The sequence below is a fragment of the Maridesulfovibrio salinus genome (genome assembly GCF_055394525.1).
The window spans coordinates 913,451-930,010 of sequence record NZ_AP042461.1 but is presented as its reverse complement, the minus strand read 5'-3'; the positions used below and the strand labels follow the sequence as shown (position 1 = coordinate 930,010).

The 16,560-nt window shown below is 49.1% G+C and carries 14 protein-coding genes; 6 read left to right on the top strand and 8 right to left on the bottom strand.

Annotation, left to right across the window (positions count from 1 at the left end):
- The first annotated feature begins 15 nt into the window (after positions 1–15).
- Positions 16–327, top strand: a complete 312-nt coding sequence (locus tag ACZ5PW_RS04095) for an Hpt domain-containing protein (RefSeq protein ID WP_464558199.1) — start codon at positions 16–18, stop codon at positions 325–327.
- A 45-nt stretch (positions 328–372) separates the two neighbouring features.
- Here ACZ5PW_RS04095 and uvrA read toward each other — a convergent pair whose 3' ends face one another.
- The gene (uvrA, locus tag ACZ5PW_RS04090; RefSeq protein ID WP_464558197.1) at positions 373–3,120 is read right to left on the bottom strand and encodes an excinuclease ABC subunit UvrA; all 2,748 of its coding nucleotides are present in this window, start codon (positions 3,118–3,120) and stop codon (positions 373–375) included.
- A gap of 552 nt (positions 3,121–3,672) precedes the next feature.
- Between uvrA and ACZ5PW_RS04085 the strand changes: the two genes are divergently transcribed.
- On the top strand, positions 3,673–4,863 hold the full coding sequence (locus tag ACZ5PW_RS04085; protein ID WP_464558195.1) for an iron-containing alcohol dehydrogenase: 1,191 nt from the start codon (positions 3,673–3,675) through the stop codon (positions 4,861–4,863).
- 111 nt (positions 4,864–4,974) lie between these two features.
- Here ACZ5PW_RS04085 and ACZ5PW_RS04080 read toward each other — a convergent pair whose 3' ends face one another.
- The 4 genes from ACZ5PW_RS04080 to ACZ5PW_RS04065 all read right to left on the bottom strand — a co-directional run bounded on the left by ACZ5PW_RS04080 (position 4,975) and on the right by ACZ5PW_RS04065 (position 8,702).
- Positions 4,975–5,469: a tautomerase family protein gene (locus ACZ5PW_RS04080; protein WP_464558193.1), complete on the bottom strand. Its 495-nt coding sequence runs from the start codon at positions 5,467–5,469 to the stop codon at positions 4,975–4,977.
- A gap of 103 nt (positions 5,470–5,572) precedes the next feature.
- Positions 5,573–6,433, bottom strand: coding sequence for a bifunctional methylenetetrahydrofolate dehydrogenase/methenyltetrahydrofolate cyclohydrolase FolD (gene folD, locus ACZ5PW_RS04075; RefSeq protein WP_464558191.1), 861 nt, complete (start codon positions 6,431–6,433; stop codon positions 5,573–5,575).
- A 106-nt stretch (positions 6,434–6,539) separates the two neighbouring features.
- A complete protein-coding gene (gene eno, locus ACZ5PW_RS04070) occupies positions 6,540–7,832 on the bottom strand; it encodes a phosphopyruvate hydratase (protein ID WP_464558189.1) in 1,293 nt (430 codons plus the stop codon).
- An 84-nt stretch (positions 7,833–7,916) separates the two neighbouring features.
- Entirely contained in the window at positions 7,917–8,702 is a 786-nt protein-coding gene (locus tag ACZ5PW_RS04065) for a type III pantothenate kinase (RefSeq protein ID WP_464558187.1), read from the bottom strand.
- Positions 8,703–9,017: 315 nt separating this feature from the next.
- On the opposite strand from ACZ5PW_RS04065, the gene ACZ5PW_RS04060 reads away from it, so the two are divergent.
- From ACZ5PW_RS04060 to ACZ5PW_RS04045, 4 genes are all read left to right on the top strand, one after another.
- Positions 9,018–9,644, top strand: coding sequence for a MerR family transcriptional regulator (locus ACZ5PW_RS04060; protein ID WP_464558185.1), 627 nt, complete (start codon positions 9,018–9,020; stop codon positions 9,642–9,644).
- A gap of 105 nt (positions 9,645–9,749) precedes the next feature.
- Positions 9,750–11,648 (top strand): molecular chaperone HtpG, encoded by a 1,899-nt coding sequence (gene htpG / locus ACZ5PW_RS04055; protein ID WP_464558183.1) that lies wholly within the window; start codon positions 9,750–9,752, stop codon positions 11,646–11,648.
- 195 nt (positions 11,649–11,843) lie between these two features.
- On the top strand, positions 11,844–12,209 hold the full coding sequence (locus ACZ5PW_RS04050; RefSeq protein WP_464558181.1) for an Hpt domain-containing protein: 366 nt from the start codon (positions 11,844–11,846) through the stop codon (positions 12,207–12,209).
- Between the two features lie 107 nt (positions 12,210–12,316).
- Positions 12,317–12,682, top strand: coding sequence for a response regulator (locus ACZ5PW_RS04045; protein ID WP_464558179.1), 366 nt, complete (start codon positions 12,317–12,319; stop codon positions 12,680–12,682).
- A gap of 163 nt (positions 12,683–12,845) precedes the next feature.
- Here the strand turns inward: ACZ5PW_RS04045 and purE are convergent, their stop codons facing one another.
- From purE to ACZ5PW_RS04030, 3 genes are all read right to left on the bottom strand, one after another.
- The gene (gene purE, locus ACZ5PW_RS04040; protein ID WP_464558177.1) at positions 12,846–13,340 is read right to left on the bottom strand and encodes a 5-(carboxyamino)imidazole ribonucleotide mutase; all 495 of its coding nucleotides are present in this window, start codon (positions 13,338–13,340) and stop codon (positions 12,846–12,848) included.
- Positions 13,337–14,608 (bottom strand): phosphoribosylamine--glycine ligase, encoded by a 1,272-nt coding sequence (gene purD, locus ACZ5PW_RS04035; RefSeq protein ID WP_464558175.1) that lies wholly within the window; start codon positions 14,606–14,608, stop codon positions 13,337–13,339. Before purD ends, purE begins: the two co-directional genes overlap by 4 nt.
- 262 nt (positions 14,609–14,870) lie before the next feature.
- Positions 14,871–16,547, bottom strand: a complete 1,677-nt coding sequence (locus ACZ5PW_RS04030; protein ID WP_464558173.1) for a methyl-accepting chemotaxis protein — start codon at positions 16,545–16,547, stop codon at positions 14,871–14,873.
- Between the last annotated feature and the right edge of the window lie 13 nt (positions 16,548–16,560).

Here is a 16,560-nt window from a genome sequence, read left to right as displayed (position 1 = left end):
TTTTCGGAGGAACAAATGAGCGAGCGCATAGTTGTTCAAGTTGATGAAGATCTTGAGGAGATCATGCCCCGTTATCTTGAAATCAGGCAGAAGGAACTGCTGGAGCTTGAAGACGCGGTTGAGAAAGAAAACTTTGAACAGATCAGAATGCTAGGGCACAAGTTGAAAGGAACTGGAGCTGCATACGGTTTTGAAGAATTATCACGGCTGGGGATGCTTATTGAAGACAAGGCCGTTGCAAAGGACATAATTGATGTTCCGCAATTCACATCAGAGGTTCGACACTTTCTGGAACATCTGGAAATCGAATACGTGGAAATGGAATAAAGAAAAGCGCAGCCTGCCGAAACAGACTGCGCTTTTTTCATGTCCTTAAGAGATAAAACGCCCGGTCACAGAATCCGGGTTGGCGACAATCTCCTCAGGAGTACCCTGAGCAACTATCTGTCCACCCGACTCCCCGCCTCCGGGGCCGAGATCGAACACATAATCAGAGGCCCTGATCACATCTGTATTGTGCTCAATAACAATAACAGTGGCCCCTTTATCGACAAGCTGCTGCAAAACCTTGATCAACTTGCCTACCTCATGCATATGCAATCCGGTGGTAGGTTCATCAAGTATATATAACGCTCCGGGAAGACTCCGTTTGCCGAGTTCACGGGAAATCTTGATACGCTGCGCCTCACCACCGGAGAGAGTGGTTGCAGGCTGCCCGAGCTGCAGATATTCAAGCCCCACCTGCTCAAGCACATCGAGACGGCGCTTCAGGGTGGGATGATTCTCAAAGAATGCCCGGGACTGACGAACAGTCATATCAAGAACTTCCGCAATATTGCGGCCTTTGTAATCAACCTCGAGGGTCTGGCTGTTGTAACGCTTGCCTTTGCATACGTCACAAGTCACATAGACATCGGGGAGAAAGTGCATCTCCACCCGTATCTGACCGTCACCCTTACACGCCTCGCAGCGTCCTCCACGCACGTTGAAGCTGAAACGTCCGGGCTTGTAACCCCGCTTCCTTGCTTCCTTGGACCCGCTGAATATTTTACGTATCTCATCAAAGATCTTGGTGTATGTTGCCGGATTGGAACGCGGTGTCCGGCCGATGGGAGACTGGTCAATAGAAATGACTTTTTCAATCTTTTCTATCCCTTCAATCCCCTCAATGCGTCCCGGCTGATCAACCTTAACTCCCCGGGCCAGTGCCATATGCTTATACATGGAATCCACCACAAGGGAGCTTTTCCCTGACCCGGACACTCCGGTGAAACAGCACAGAACTCCGAGCGGAATATCCACGTCGAGATTCTTGAGGTTGTTGGTTTTAACCCCTCTTAACTTGATCCAGTCCTTGGGAACACGCCGCTCTTCGGGCATATCCAGAACCAGTTCGCCGCGCAGATATTTAGCGGTCAGTGATTTGGATTTATCAAGAAGTTTCTTAACGCTGCCCTGATAAACAATTTCCCCGCCAAGCATCCCGGACCCGGGCCCCAATTCAATAATATGATCGGCATGCCGGATGGTGGATTCATCATGCTCCACCACGAGCACGGTATTTCCCCGGGACTGCAGGGAGCGCAGGGTTTTAAGCAACCGTTCGTTATCACGGGGGTGCAATCCGATTGAAGGCTCATCCAGAACATAAGTAACACCCACCAGACCTGAACCGAGCTGACCGGCCAGCCTGATGCGCTGGGCTTCCCCACCGGAAAGGGTCGCCATATTCCGGCCAAGGTTGAGATAATCAAGACCGACATTAACCATAAAGCCGAGGCGGTGGGTCAACTCTTTCAGCAAAGGTTCAGCGATAAGCAGATCGTGTCCCTTGAACTCCAGACTTTCCAGCCAGTCCAGAGCCCTTTGGATAGACATGGAACAAAAATCGAAAATGGAAACGCCTTCCACCTTAACAGCCAGAGATTCGGGCCGCAGCCTCGCACCATTACAGGCAGGGCAGGGACGGGACTGCCTGAAACGGGACAGTTCATCCCGCCAGATGCGGCCCAGATTGTGGCCCACCTCAAGAAGATCCACCACACCTTCCCAGCCAAGCTCTTTATCCCCGTAAAATAAAGCGTTCCGTGCTTCCTCGGAAAAATCGCTCAGCGGAGTGGTAACTTTGAATCCGTGCTTTTTGCCCAAAGCCCGGAAATCTTCTTCGTACCGCTCAAACATCTTAGGCGACTTCCAGGGAATCACCGCTCCGGTCTTAAGCGACAGCCCCTTGTTGGGGGCCAAAAGCTCAGGCTCATAATACTCAACACTGCCGATACCGGAACACAGGGTACAGGCTCCCTGAGGGCTGTTGAAAGAAAAAAGCTGCGGGGTAAGCTTGGGCATGCTGATCTTGCATGAAGGGCAGGTGGACATGGTGGACAGATAAATATCATCACCACCGATTACCGACACCACGATGGACTCTTCACCATAACGCAAAGCAAGCTCAAGGGAATCGCCGAGACGCTTCTTCATATCCCCTTTGATGACCAGACGGTCCACAACAAGATCCACATTATGTTTTTTGTTTTTCTCAAGGTCCGGCACATCATCGATGGGATAAACCTGCCCATCCACCCGGACTCGCACAAAGCCTTCTTTTTTGAGCTTTTTCAGCAGATCTTTGTGGGTCCCCTTCTGATGATCAATCAGCGGGGCCAGCAGCATGAACTTAGTGCCTTCCTCAAGAGCCATGATACGGTCCAGAATCTCATCTGAAGTCTGAGCCTCAATGGGAATGCCGCACTCGGGACAGTGAAACTTACCCAGTCTGGCAAAAAAGACACGCAGAAAGTCGTATATCTCGGTCACCGTACCCACTGTAGAACGGGGGTTACGCGAAGTGGACTGCTGCTCAAGGGAAATTGCCGGGGAAAGTCCTTCAATCTTGTCAACCTGAGGCTTATCCAGCTGCGGCAGAAACTGACGGGCGTAAGCCGAAAGGGATTCAACATATCTGCGTTGTCCTTCCGCGTAGACTATGTCGAAAGAAAGAGTGGACTTGCCCGAACCGGAAGGGCCGCAGACCACCACAAGCTGATCACGGGGAATATCAAGATTCAGGTCTTTGAGGTTGTGCTGTCTCGCGCCTTCAATATGGATGGATTTTTTATTCATATATTAAATTTCTTCGGCGATCACGCCGTGGCTTATCTGTTCCAAATAACTTTCGTGAAACTATTGGAGTTCCATATCTGTAAAACCATGTTCAATTATCGCCAGCTTCCGATCTCAAAATCAGCTATGCAATCTTGCAGCGGTTAAAATAATTCAGCCTCACTTTCGTAAGTTTATCCTTTGCTGCAAGCGAGTGCATAGAATAAGCACTTTTGATTTTAAGGCAAGCTTATTAAGAATGGTTATTAATATTTACCAGCCAACTTTGAGCGGTAACCCCCTGCCTTTATCATAACCGGCCAATGGAAAAATAAGATCGAATTAAAGTCGTATTCCTCAAATTACAAAGATGAGATATAAAATCAAAAAAACATTTGCTGAGAGGTTTAGTTGCTGTAACCTTTAAAAGTCTTACTGAAACAGACAACAGATTGGATCTTTGAACATTTTCCGGCTGAGCTTTGTCTGATCAAATATTGTAGCAGGTTTTGGCAATTAGCTTTGTTCAAAGTAAGGCATCGCAGCCAAGAAACAATCACTTAAGGAGAATTTATGCAAACTTCCTTTAATTTTTTCATCCCCACCAACATTATTTTCGGTCCCGGACGCATCAAGGAACTGGCAACCATGCAACTGCCCGGTAAAAAAGCACTCATCGTAACAACTGCCGGTAAATCAGTAATCAAATTCGGCTATCTGGATATGGTAAAAGATGCTCTGAAGGAACACGGAATTGAATCAGTAGTGTTCAACAAAATTCTGCCCAACCCTATTCTTGATCATGTAACTGAAGGCGCGCAGGTCGCACGTGAAAACGACTGTGACTTCGTAATCGGGCTTGGCGGCGGCAGTCCCATCGATTCCGCTAAATCCATCGCAATCATGGTCAACAACCCCGGCAACTACTGGGATTACATCCACGGAGGCACAGGAAAAGGGAAACCCGTAACCGAACCGGTACTGCCGCTTGTTGCCATCCCGACAACTGCCGGAACCGGAACTGAAGCCGACCCATGGACAGTTATCACGAATATGGAGACACAGGAAAAAATCGGGTTCGGCATGGTTCCCCAGACCTTCCCCGTGCTATCCATAGTCGATCCCGAACTGATGGTCAGCGTTCCGCCGCATCTCACAGCGTATCAGGGCATGGATGCCTTTTTCCACGCAGCCGAAGGATACCTCGCAAACATCAGCCAGCCCGCCAGTGATCATTTCGCACTCGGCTCAATTGAGCTGATCAACAAATTCCTGCCACGCGCGGTAAAAGACGGCAGCGACATGGAAGCCAGAACGGCCCTCGCATGGGCCAGCACCCAGTCCGGACTGGTGGAGTCCACCTCCAGCTGTATCTCCCAGCATTCCATGGAGCACGCGCTCTCCGCATTCGACCCTTCAGTCACCCATGGCGCAGGTCTGATCATGCTCTCCATCCCCTACTTCACCTTCATGGCTGAAAAAGTACCCGGAAGATTCCCGGCTATGGCAAAAGCTATGGGAGTGGATGTTGAGGCACTTCCTGAAAATGAACGTCCAATGGCATTCATCGCCGCGCTGAAAGAGCTGATCAAAAACATCGGCTGCGACAATCTGGATATCAAAGACTTCAACCTCGACAAGTCCCAGTGTGAAGCATTGGCAGAAAACGCCATGACCGCCATGGGATTCCTGTTTTCCCTTGATCCATACAAGATGAAGAAGGAAGAAGTTGTCGGGATATTTGAGAAGCTATTTGAGGGGTAACTTTGGATTATAAATAACCGACACTGAATTTATGCAAAAGAAATGGCTGCCCCCTGTCTATCACAGACAGGGGGCATTAAATTCACTAGACACTATGATTAGAGAGATACTTCACTTCTCAACAGCCTTACCCCGATAGCTATCCCACTCGGCAACGCCGCCCCCGATGTAAACCTGCCCCGGGAGGGGAAAATGAGTATGGATAAATATCCATTTACGTTCAGCTCCGGTGTGTTCGACCAACGCATCCGCAATTGCTGTCATCATTTCCTTAACTTTATCATCATCAAAGAACCCCGGTACGTACAGATCTACAAATAGAGGCTTGCTATTTCTCTTACCATCATAAACCACCGCATCAAAAGTCTGCCAATAATAAGTAATGAACGATGCTTTGATTCCCGTTTTTTCACTGACATCCTTACTTATCTTTATCAGAGCCGCCTCGACATCAATATCTGTTTTGGGTGAGGTCACTCTTACCATAGGATCGGCAGGATCAATCCCACCTCCGGCATATGAATCTGCAGGCAGGGAACATTGTGCTGATAAAAAGAAGATCAAAACAGTGAGAAAAAAAGGCATATTTTTAAGACGATGCTGCATTGCTTATGCTCCCTGAGGTGACTTGGTTGCGGATAAAAAACGGGCCGCTGTAAGAATACAACGGCCCGTTCAACTTGAAAAGCATATTGCTGCTAAGATAAAATTAAGCCCCGACATGCTCCTTGTAAGCCTGCACGGTGTTCATAAGCAGCTGGGCAATGGTCATGGGGCCGACACCACCGGGAACCGGAGTCATGGCGGAAGCAACGTCTTCCAGTGCAGCGTAGTCGCAGTCACCTACCAGACCTTCTTCAGTGCGGTTGATACCTACATCAACAACAACCGCGCCGTCTTTGACCATTTCCTTCTTGATGAACTTGGGGATGCCGATAGCGGCGAAAACGAAATCCGCTCCTTTAACTTCCTCGGCGAGGTTGTCGGTGCGGGAGTGGCAGACAGTTACGGTCGCGTTTGCGAAATCACCGTACTGCATGAGCATCATTGCCAGCGGCTTGCCAACGATGTTGGAACGCCCAACGACAACGGCTTTCTTGCCGGAAGTGGGCAGATTGTAGCGTTCAAGAAGGGTGATGATACCTGCGGGGGTACAGGAACGGAAGCCGGGCAGTCCGAGCATGAGCTTACCAACGTTCATGGGGTGGAACCCGTCAACGTCCTTGCCGGGATCGATGAGCTCGAGGCAGCGCTGGCTGTCCAGCCCCTTGGGCAGAGGCAGCTGCAGCAGGATGCCATCAATGCTGTCGTCTTTATTGAGTTTCTGGATCAGGTCTTCAAGTTCCTGCTGAGAAACGCCCGCATCAATTCTATGTGCACTGGAAACAATACCCGCTTTTTCACAGGCGATTTCCTTGTTGCGTACATAAACCTGAGAAGCGGGATCTTCTCCAACAAGAATGACGGCCAGACCGGGGGCTCTGCCGTTTTTTTCCTTAAGTCCGTCTATCTCTACCTTAAGCTCTTCACGAATGGTGAGAGCTGTTTCTTTACCATTAAGAACCTGCATAAAATCTCTCCGTGCTGACGTTGGTGGGACAAGCCCCCTTTATAATACAAAGGGCCGAAGCGCAATCACGCCACGGCCCCTTTTTGATTTTTATAAAGGCATATTCCTAGTCTTCGCCGAAGAAGGCTTCCTTCAAAGCGGGACCGTAGTAGATGCCATCATCTTCAAGGTCTTCCTCGATGCGCAGCAGCTGGTTGTACTTGGCAAGACGGTCGGAGCGGCACAGGGAACCGGTTTTGATCTGGCCGGCGTTGAGACCGACAGCGAGATCAGCGATGAAATGGTCGCTGGTTTCACCGGAGCGGTGGGATACAACATTGGTGTAGCCTGCCTGCTTGGCAAGTTCCATGGTGTCGAGGGTTTCAGTAACAGTACCGATCTGGTTCAGTTTGATCAGAATGGAGTTACATGCGCCACGCTCGATACCTTCTGCGAGGATTTCAGGGTTGGTTACGAAAAGATCGTCACCAACGAGCTGGATTTTTTCACCGAGGATATCGGTCATTTCCTTCCAGCCGTCCCAGTCGCCTTCAGCAAGGCCGTCTTCGATGGAGATAAGCGGGAAACGCTCTACGAAATCAGCGTAGAAATCGATCATGCCCTTGGCGTCGAATTCCTTGTTTTCGCCAGCAAGAACATACTTGCCGTCTTTGTAGAATTCGGAAGCAGCAGCATCGATAGCGAGAGCTACATCCGCACCGGGACGGTAGCCTGCTTTCTCGATAGCCTTCATAATGTATTCGAAAGCCTGAGCGTGGGACTCAAGGTTAGGAGCGAATCCACCTTCGTCACCAACTGCGGTGTTATGGCCGTCAGCAGCCAGCAGACCTTTGAGGGTGTGGAAGATCTCTGCACCCATGCGCAGGGCTTCAGCAAAAGTCTCAGCACCGATGGGCATGATCATGAATTCCTGGATATCCAGGTTGTTGGGTGCATGCTCACCACCGTTGATGATGTTCATCAGGGGGACGGGCAGCAGTTTACCGTTAACGCCGCCGAGGTACTGGTAAAGAGGAATACCGAGAAGGTTGGCAGCAGCTCTGGCAACAGCCATGGAAACGCCGAGCATTGCGTTGGCGCCCAGACGCTCCTTGTTTTCAGTGCCGTCGAGTTCGATGAGCAGGTTGTCGACAGTAACCTGACGCAGAGCGTCCTGCCCGACAAGTGCTTCAGCAATTTCTTCGCGAACGTTTGCTACTGCAACCTGAACACCTTTACCGTTGTAGCGGTCTTTGTCGCCGTCACGCAGTTCAAGGGCTTCACGGGTACCGGTGGATGCTCCGGAAGGCACTGCGGCACGTCCGGTTGCTCCGGACTCGAGAACCACTTCAACTTCAACGGTGGGATTGCCTCTGGAATCAAGAATTTCTCTGGCCCATACGGCTACGATAGTGCTCATGACATTTCTCCTTGAAAATAAATCAACACGTTTCCGGTTAGTTGGAAATGCCGGACTCACTCCCGGCAAAAACCTACACTTAAACTATTTTTTCATGCCGAACCAGCCCATGCGCAATCCGTCCAGCAGGAGGGTCGGTTCCACACGGTCAATGGCAAGGCAAACCTCAGCTATTTTAGAAGCAAACCCTCCGGTGGCGATGAGTTCAACATCTCCGCCGAGAGTTTTGCCAAGTCTCTCTTTAAGTCCTTCCACCATTGCCGCGAATCCGAATATAAGTCCCTGATTAAGACTGTCGGCAGTGGACTTGCCCGGCCGGATCAGATCAGACTCTATCTCAAGTGAGATATGAGGCAGCTTGGCGGTTCCCGAAGCAAGCGCCTTGGTGGAAGAAAGAACTCCGGGACAGATCAATCCACCCAGATAGTCATCCCCGACAACACAGTCGAAGGTTGTGGCTGTTCCAAAATCCACAACAATTATTTTTTCACTGTTGCTGATTCTGCGCCCGGCAAAAGCTGTCACCAGACGGTCGGCACCAACTTCCCACGGCCTTTCATATTTGTTGTTAAGCGGCAGAGGGATCGAATGGGGAACAAAACGGAGTTCACAGGGAAAAAAACGCTCCACTGCATTTTTAAGGATGGGATTCATGGGCGGAACAACCGAGGACACAGCCCCGCCGGCGATATCCGTATGCGCATAACCTGCAATACGACAGATCTCCACTAGCCTCAGTCCCCATGAATCGGACGTCTCTCCCGGATCGGTGGGCAAGGTGTATGAGGGGCCGATTTCATCCCGGGTGGAAAACCCGATCTTGGTATTTGTATTACCTACATCGAAAAGAAGTATGGTTTCAGAACTCAAGACTAATCTCCATCAAAACATGCAGTATTTTTGTGCCAAAAAACTTTTTATCACATTCCGCGAAAACTAAAAACATTAATGGTGTCTCAATCAGGTACCAAAACCATTAAATATACAAACCTGACTGACCGCCTACTCCATTATTCAAGAGGAATCAATGGGGGCAAATGATCTTTTTCGAACACCAAATGTTCACTTTCCAACATTTTGTGTAAGAAACTGATACTTTATTGACACAAAACGAATTTAAAATTAAATAATAATAATCCAGAAATTTTTATTCCACTCACCTCAAGCCTCAACACGGAGCATAAAGTGCCGGATAAAAAACTCCTGTCAATCGCAGAAATATCGCGTCTGCTGGAAGTACCTGAATCAACTCTCCATTACTGGAAGAACCGATTCGCCCAATACCTGCCGAGCACCGGACGCAACAGGCAGAAAAGATTCCGCCCTGAAGCGGTAGAAGTGTTCAGGCTTATTTCAGGCATGCTCAAACAGGGGCACACAGCCGATGACGTTATGGCTGAACTGTCCAGGCTCTATCCTGTAAATGTCGCCATTGACCATGAATCCCCATCCGGACAACCAGCCTCCCAGAGTTCCTCCCCCGCTCCCATGTCACAGGCAAACCTTGAACCTGCGGTTCAGATGGCAGCAGCGATGGGGGCGGAGATAGCGAAATCCATCAACGAAGGGTTGAAGGGACTTATGGCCTGTATGCCAGCTAACAACGCCCTTCCCGAAGATTTACAGAGCTGCATGGACAAAGCGGTAAAAGGACTCGGCGAGCAGGGTGAATCAATTGAAGCCCTCAAGTCTGAAAACGACCAGCTCAAAGAAAAACTGTCCATCATGGAAGCGGAAATGATCCGTTTACGCAAAGATCGCCGAGAAATGGAGAAGTACCTTCTTGACAAGCTAAAAGCCGTAACTAAATAAGTCTGGCCTTCATTGCAAGGCATTCCAAATATAAATTTCATTTACCTTTCCGGCCTTTGCACCGTTTAAGGCCGGGAGGAAATTTCACGTTATCGGAGGAAAACAATGACTGCACAGACTGAAAAATTTGAATTCAAAGCTGAGGTGAACCAGCTCCTGGACATCCTTGTTCACTCACTCTACACAAACCGCGAAATCTTTCTGCGCGAACTGGTTTCCAACGCTTCTGACGCCCTTGATAAAATGCGCTTCGCCATCAACAGCAATCCGGAACTGGATGACGAAGTCGATCCGGAAATCTTTATTGCCTATGACGAAGAGAAAAAGACCATCACTGTCACCGATACCGGAATCGGTATGACCCGCGAAGAAGTGATGAGCAACATCGGAACCATCGCCCATTCCGGCTCTGCTGAATTCGTCAAACAGGCAGCAGAGTCCAATGAAAGTCTGGACTCTCTTATCGGTCGTTTCGGTGTCGGTTTCTACTCCATTTTCATGGTTTCCGACCACGTGGTTGTCCGCACCAAATCCTACAAAAAGGACGAGCCTGCAATCCAGTGGGTCTCTGATGGTAAAAACTCCTACGAGCTCACCGAAATCGAAGCGGAAATGGACCACGGTACGTCCATAGAAATCCATCTCAACGATGACAACGCAGAACGTTTCGGTTCCGATGACACCCTCAAAGACATCGTTAAAAGGCACTCCAATTTCGTATCCTTCCCGATTATGATCGGCGGCGAAAGGGTCAACACCGTAACCGCCCTCTGGCGTGAGCCGAAATTTCAGATCAAGCAGGAACAGTACGAAGAGTTCTACAAATTCCTGACTTACGATGTTCAGCCCCCGATTGATACCCTGCACTTCTCTGTAGACGCGCCCGTGCAGTTCAACTCCCTGCTGTTCATTCCTGAAAAAGATCTCGATATTTTCGGCATGGACCGTGACAACTGGGGACTTGACCTTTATGTCCGCCGCGTGCTCATTGAAAAACAAAACAAGAACCTGCTCCCCGAATACCTGAGCTTTATCAAAGGTGTAGTTGACACTGAAGACCTGCCCCTGAACATCTCCCGTGAGACCCTGCAGGACAATCTGCTCATCGGCAAAATCAGCGCGACCCTCACCAAACAGGTTCTGGGACAGCTTGAGAAAATCGCCAAAGACGATCCTGAAAAATACGCTAAATTCTGGAAGGCACACTCCAAGATTTTCAAAGCGGGCCACATGGATTTCGTCAACCGCGAAAAATACTCCAAACTTCTGCGCTTCGACTCCTCAAAGGCAGAAGAAGGAAGCCTTGTTTCTTTCGCCGATTATATTGAACGCGCCAAAGAAGACCAGAAGGAAGTATACTACTCGGTCGTTGCCAGCCGTGAGGCCGCAAATCTCAACCCCCATCTTGAGATTTTCCGCAACAAAGACCTTGAGGTACTCTACCTGTATGAACCTATTGATGAATTCGTAATGGAAGCGTTGCGTGAAGTCGAAGGATTCAACCTCGTAGCCGCTGAATACGCGGACCTTGAAAAGCTGGATAAGTTCGAATCCGCCAAAAAAGAGAATGAGCCGGAACCTCTTTCCGAAGATCAGGAAAAAGACATGGAAGCTCTGGCCGCCAAAATGAAGGAAATACTCGGTGACGAAGTTGCTGAAGTCAAAATTTCCGAACGGCTTTCAGACTCCCCCTGCCGCCTGATCAACCCCGATGGCCAGATGACATCGTCCATGGAAAAAATCATGAAGGCCATGAACAAGGATAACACCATCCCCACCAAAACTATGGAGATCAACGCGGACCATCCCCTGTTGCGCTCCATGCTGAATATCTTCAAGGTCAACGCAGACGATGATTTCATCGCCCTGTCATCCAGACAGCTTCTGGAGTCCGCACTGCTTCTGGAAGGATACCTCAACGATCCTCACGCCCTTGTAGGCCGCATTCAGAGCCTGCTCACCAAAGCCGGTGGCTGGTACGCAGAACTTGAAAATAAAAATTAATCATCAAAATCAAATAATAAGACAAGAAAAGCCCCGGATGTGACATTCATCCGGGGCTTTTCTTATGCTTTTTTTAAAACCATCATTGAATCAAAAGTCTCTATAGGCTAAGATGAAAATTAGCCTTGAAAGTATATGGACACCCAAAAACACAAAAACAATTTATCAGCTATTCCAAAACAATCCGGAGAAACAATGAACTTGAATGATAACTCTGCACGCTTTGACATAGCCGGGGCGCTGAAAAGGTTCTCCGGCGATGAAGAGTTACTTGAGGAGGCAATAGCTATTTTCAGAACCGAAGCTCCTATACACATTGAGAAAATAAGATACTCCTTAACGGAAGGAAGAACCGCAGACATAGTTCCCCAAGCCCATACACTCAAAGCCGAATGTGGTGCTGTCGGCGCTGTGACAGCACAATTCATAAGCGACTCTCTGGAAAAAGCGGCCCGTAACAACGATCTTGCAGCATCAAAGGAACTATTCGAAAAGGTGGAAGAAGAAGTAGGTAAAGCTATCAGCGAACTTCCCGGAAACAGTGAGGCGCAAAAAAGATAATCATAGAAGAGCTCTATAACCCCATTAATATTGCTGATTAATCCTTTTCGAGGCATCTTGGGCTAAACAAGCGGTAGAAACAACTTTAACCAGAGTAAAGATTTTATATGAAAACAGTCCTTATTGTAGATGATGATCCCAAAATGCTTGATCTGATCAAGCATTACCTGCGTAATGAGCAGTTGAACATACTTTCCGCCATGGACGGTGAGGAAGGTATGACCCTGTTTGATGACAACCCGGTTGACCTGATCATACTGGATATATTCATGCCCAACATGGACGGAATCCAGACAATAATGGAAGTAAAACAGAAACAGCCCTCAAGTAAGATTCTGGTCATTTCCGGTGGCGGAGAATTCACAGGTCTGGAATACCTCAAACAGGCCAAAGCTCTTGGTGCGGCTGAAGCCCTTGTGAAACCATTTTCGCAGCAGGATTTTCTTAACACCATAAATAATATGCTCAACTAAACCAACTCCCTGTTACCGCCCAAAAACGCCACCCGAATAAGAAAACTGTTCGCCATATTTCAGTCACAGTCCTCCTGAAAAATATTTAAAAAGCCGTGGCCGATTAAAATCGACCACGGCTGGCATTCAACATAATACAGATACAGAGAGTAGTTAGAAGACTCTAATTGCTCTCCAATTCCGCGGCTGCTTTTTCAACGGAATCAATGAACCCCTGACGGGCTTCCCTGATTTTACCCGCCACCTCTTCATTGTGAAGAGCAATAATCTGGGCCGCGAACCATGCGGCGTTCCGTGCTCCGACCTTATCAAGAGCAACTGTGCCTACAGGAAATCCAGGAGGCATCTGCACGGTTGCCAGCAGGGCATCCATCCCGCCGAGAGCGGAACCGCAGATCGGCACGCCGATTACGGGTTTGATTGTTTTAGCTGCCACAGCTCCGGCAAGATGGGCTGCAAGCCCCGCTGCGCAGATAAATATTTCACAACCTTTTTCTTCCAGTTCCTTGACCAGCTTAGCTGTGCGCTCCGGTGTACGGTGTGCGGAAGAAACAGTAAAAACGTGGGGGATACCAAGTTTGCTCAGCAGATCAGAGCAAGGCTGCATTGTGTCCTTGTCGGAAATGGACCCCATGAAGATAGCTACTTTTGCACTCATTTTTTAAGACCCTTGTCACCGATATCGCGACGGAAGTAGGCTTTATCAAAAGAGATATGAGCCACGGCTTCGTAAGCCTTTTTCTGAGCCGCTCCAAGATCCGCCCCCAGAGCAGTAATACCCAGAACACGCCCGCCGCTGGTTAATGTTTTACCCTCGTCATAAGTGGTTCCGGCCTGAAAGACTTTGACGCCTTCCACTTTTTCAGCTTCCTCAATACCTTTAATCTCCGCCCCTTTATCATAGGAACCGGGATAACCGCCGGCAGCCATGACGACACAGAGAGTAGTCTCGTCCTTAAGCTTTACTTCCACTTCGGGAAGGCGGTTTTCCACACATGCGAGCATGATCTCAACCAGATCGCAGTCCAGACGCATGAGCAGAGGTTGACACTCAGGATCGCCGAAACGAACATTATATTCAAGAACAGACGGACCGTCTGCAGTATACATCAGTCCGGCATAAAGAATACCGGTAAACGGCTCACCGCGGTCGGAAAGGAGTTTGAGGATAGGCTTGATCACAAGCTCCGCGGTCTCTTCATATTTTTCGCGAGGCAGAATCGGGGCCGGACTGTATGCGCCCATGCCTCCGGTGTTGGGTCCGGTATCGCCTTCGCCGACGGCCTTATGATCCTGGGCGGAAGGAAGAAGTGCGTAGTCTTCACCGGCACAAAAAGCCAGAAAAGAAGCTTCTTCACCTTTGAGAGCCTCTTCAACCACAACCCGCTCACCTGCGGAACCGAAAACTTTCTTAACCATCATCTCGTCAAGAGCCTCAAGAGCCTCTTCAACGGTAGAAGCAACAACCACGCCCTTGCCCGCAGCAAGACCGTCAGCCTTAACCACGATAGGAGCGCCTTTTTCTTCCACAAAAGCCCTGGCCTGCTCATATTCATCAAAAACCTGAAAAGGTGCGGTGGGAACACCGGAATCGCGCATGGTCAACTTTGAGAAAGCTTTGCTGCCCTCAAGGTTTGCCGCATAAGCTCCGGGACCGAAGCAGGGAATCCCCTCTTTCTCAAGGGCTTCCTTGATGCCCAGCACCAGAGGCAGCTCGGGTCCTGCAACAACCAGATCAATCTTATTATCCTTGGCAAAATTGACCAGTCCGGGCAGATCGTCGTCCTTTATGGGTACGTTGGTTCCCTCAAGACGGGTTCCGCCGTTACCGGGTGCAATGAAAATTTCCGAAACCTTGGGACTCTGACCGATTTTCCAGGCCAGAGCGTGTTCTCTTCCACCAGATCCAACAACAAGTATTTTCATGAGACCATCCTCTTCATAGATTAAGCTAGGCTTCCCTTAGAAAAATATCGCCATTTTGGCAAGAAAATGCGTACAGACAAGTGCTTTCCGCTACCCTGATTACAGTGTTTCCGGAAAACCAGATAAAGATATGCCCCGGTGTCAAAATGAACCGGGGATTGGAAATTTAAATGTATATCAAATACTAAATATTCTCAAACTGCGTACCATGACAATCTAAACCAAGCAGTATAGTCTGAAATATTTATAAAATATGAATGGTCTAGCCGCTGATTCTGACATCTGCCGCGATAACTCCGATCAGCCTTCCGCTGGAATTAAAAAAAGGACCGGACACGGTAATGCAATTACCCCCGGTTGCGCTGGATTTATAGACATCCGAAATAAAGATGGTCTGGTCCTCAACCACTCCCCTGAACCATTCACGGCTGCTCCAGTCATTTCCGTATGCGGACTTGTCTACCGAGTAGTTGTCCCACTGACCGCTGATATTACTCACCGTCTGCTTTCCGGTATGGTCTGTCACATAAAGCAATTCGAGAAAGCTGTTATTCCGGACGACACTGCGCATAGCCCTTTCCTGCAATTCACGGTCGAGGGAGAGAATATCCGAAGACTTTGCCAGTGAATCAATTACCTCCTGGACCTTTCCATTGCCCACAAGCTTGAAAACCCCGACCATATCATCCAGATCAGTGATCCGCGCTCCGAGATCGACAACCGCCTCATCCGCTCCATTCATGGCCTGACCGGTTTCATCCGATATCATGTGAACTTCTGTCACGGCCTCGCGCACACTGTTGCTGGCCTCGGCCTGTTCTAAAGCCTCCCGGGCGATATGCCTTACACCTTCTGAACTTTTGGCTGCAAGTTCGACAATTTCACCTAAAGCCTGCCCTGAACGAGAAGCAAGTTCCGAAGCATCACCAGCCAATCCGGTGATATGGTTGACCCCGTCAACAGTCTTGAGCACATGCTCCTGAATCCTGCCTATCTCTGTACCGACATCACGGGTGGCTTCCATAGTTTTTTCCGCAAGATTCCGAACCTCATCAGCAACAACCGCGAATCCTCGTCCGGCGTCACCGGCTCTTGCAGCCTCAATCGCGGCATTAAGAGCCAAAAGATTGGTCTGATCGGCAATGTCTGAAATTACACTCATTATGCTGCCTATCCCTTCGGCCTGCTTACCGAGGGTTTCAACACGATCATTAAGCTCATTGGTGTTATTCATTACAGAGTTAATGGATTCAATGGTCTGATCAAGTACCAGCTCTCCTTCTCTGGCCTTTTCAGCTGCCTGCTCAGCTTCCACTGCCGCGGACTCGGCACGCTCTACCGAATTGCGTATGGAAACATCTATCTGCTCCATGGAAGAAACGACTGAAGAAAGATACTCCTGCTGCCTTCCCGCCCCTTCGTTGGCCCGGGTTGAAGCTTTGTCAAGAAAAGAGGAACTGCTGCGGATTCCCTCCACTGCGTTCTCAAGTGTACCGGCCGCAGACAGAAGCCCTTTACAACGGGCCTGTTCGCCATGCATTCTTGCTTCATCAGCAAGCTTGTAGGCTTCAAGCTGTTTGGCTATTTCTATTTCGCACTGTTCACCAGCCTCACGGAGCTTTACACTCAGGGATTCCATATGCTCCTCAAGAGCGGCCGAAGCAGGAAGATGGGTTCTCAAATCTTTAATATCACCTTTGAAAGACTTTTCTGTAACAAGACTTTCAAGCCATTCGCCAGTAGCTTTGCTGAAGTTTCCGACTTTCCGGGACGCCAGAAAAGAAGAAATTCCCAGCAGCAATGCCGCAGAACCGAACAGCCCGATTATCGGAACCGGATTATTCCCCGCGAAAGTTTCAGGCATCAAAATCATGAGCAGGCACAGAAGTAAAATAACTAAAATTTCTAATACCAGATGAATCATAAGCCTCGAAGACATAAGTCGACTCCTT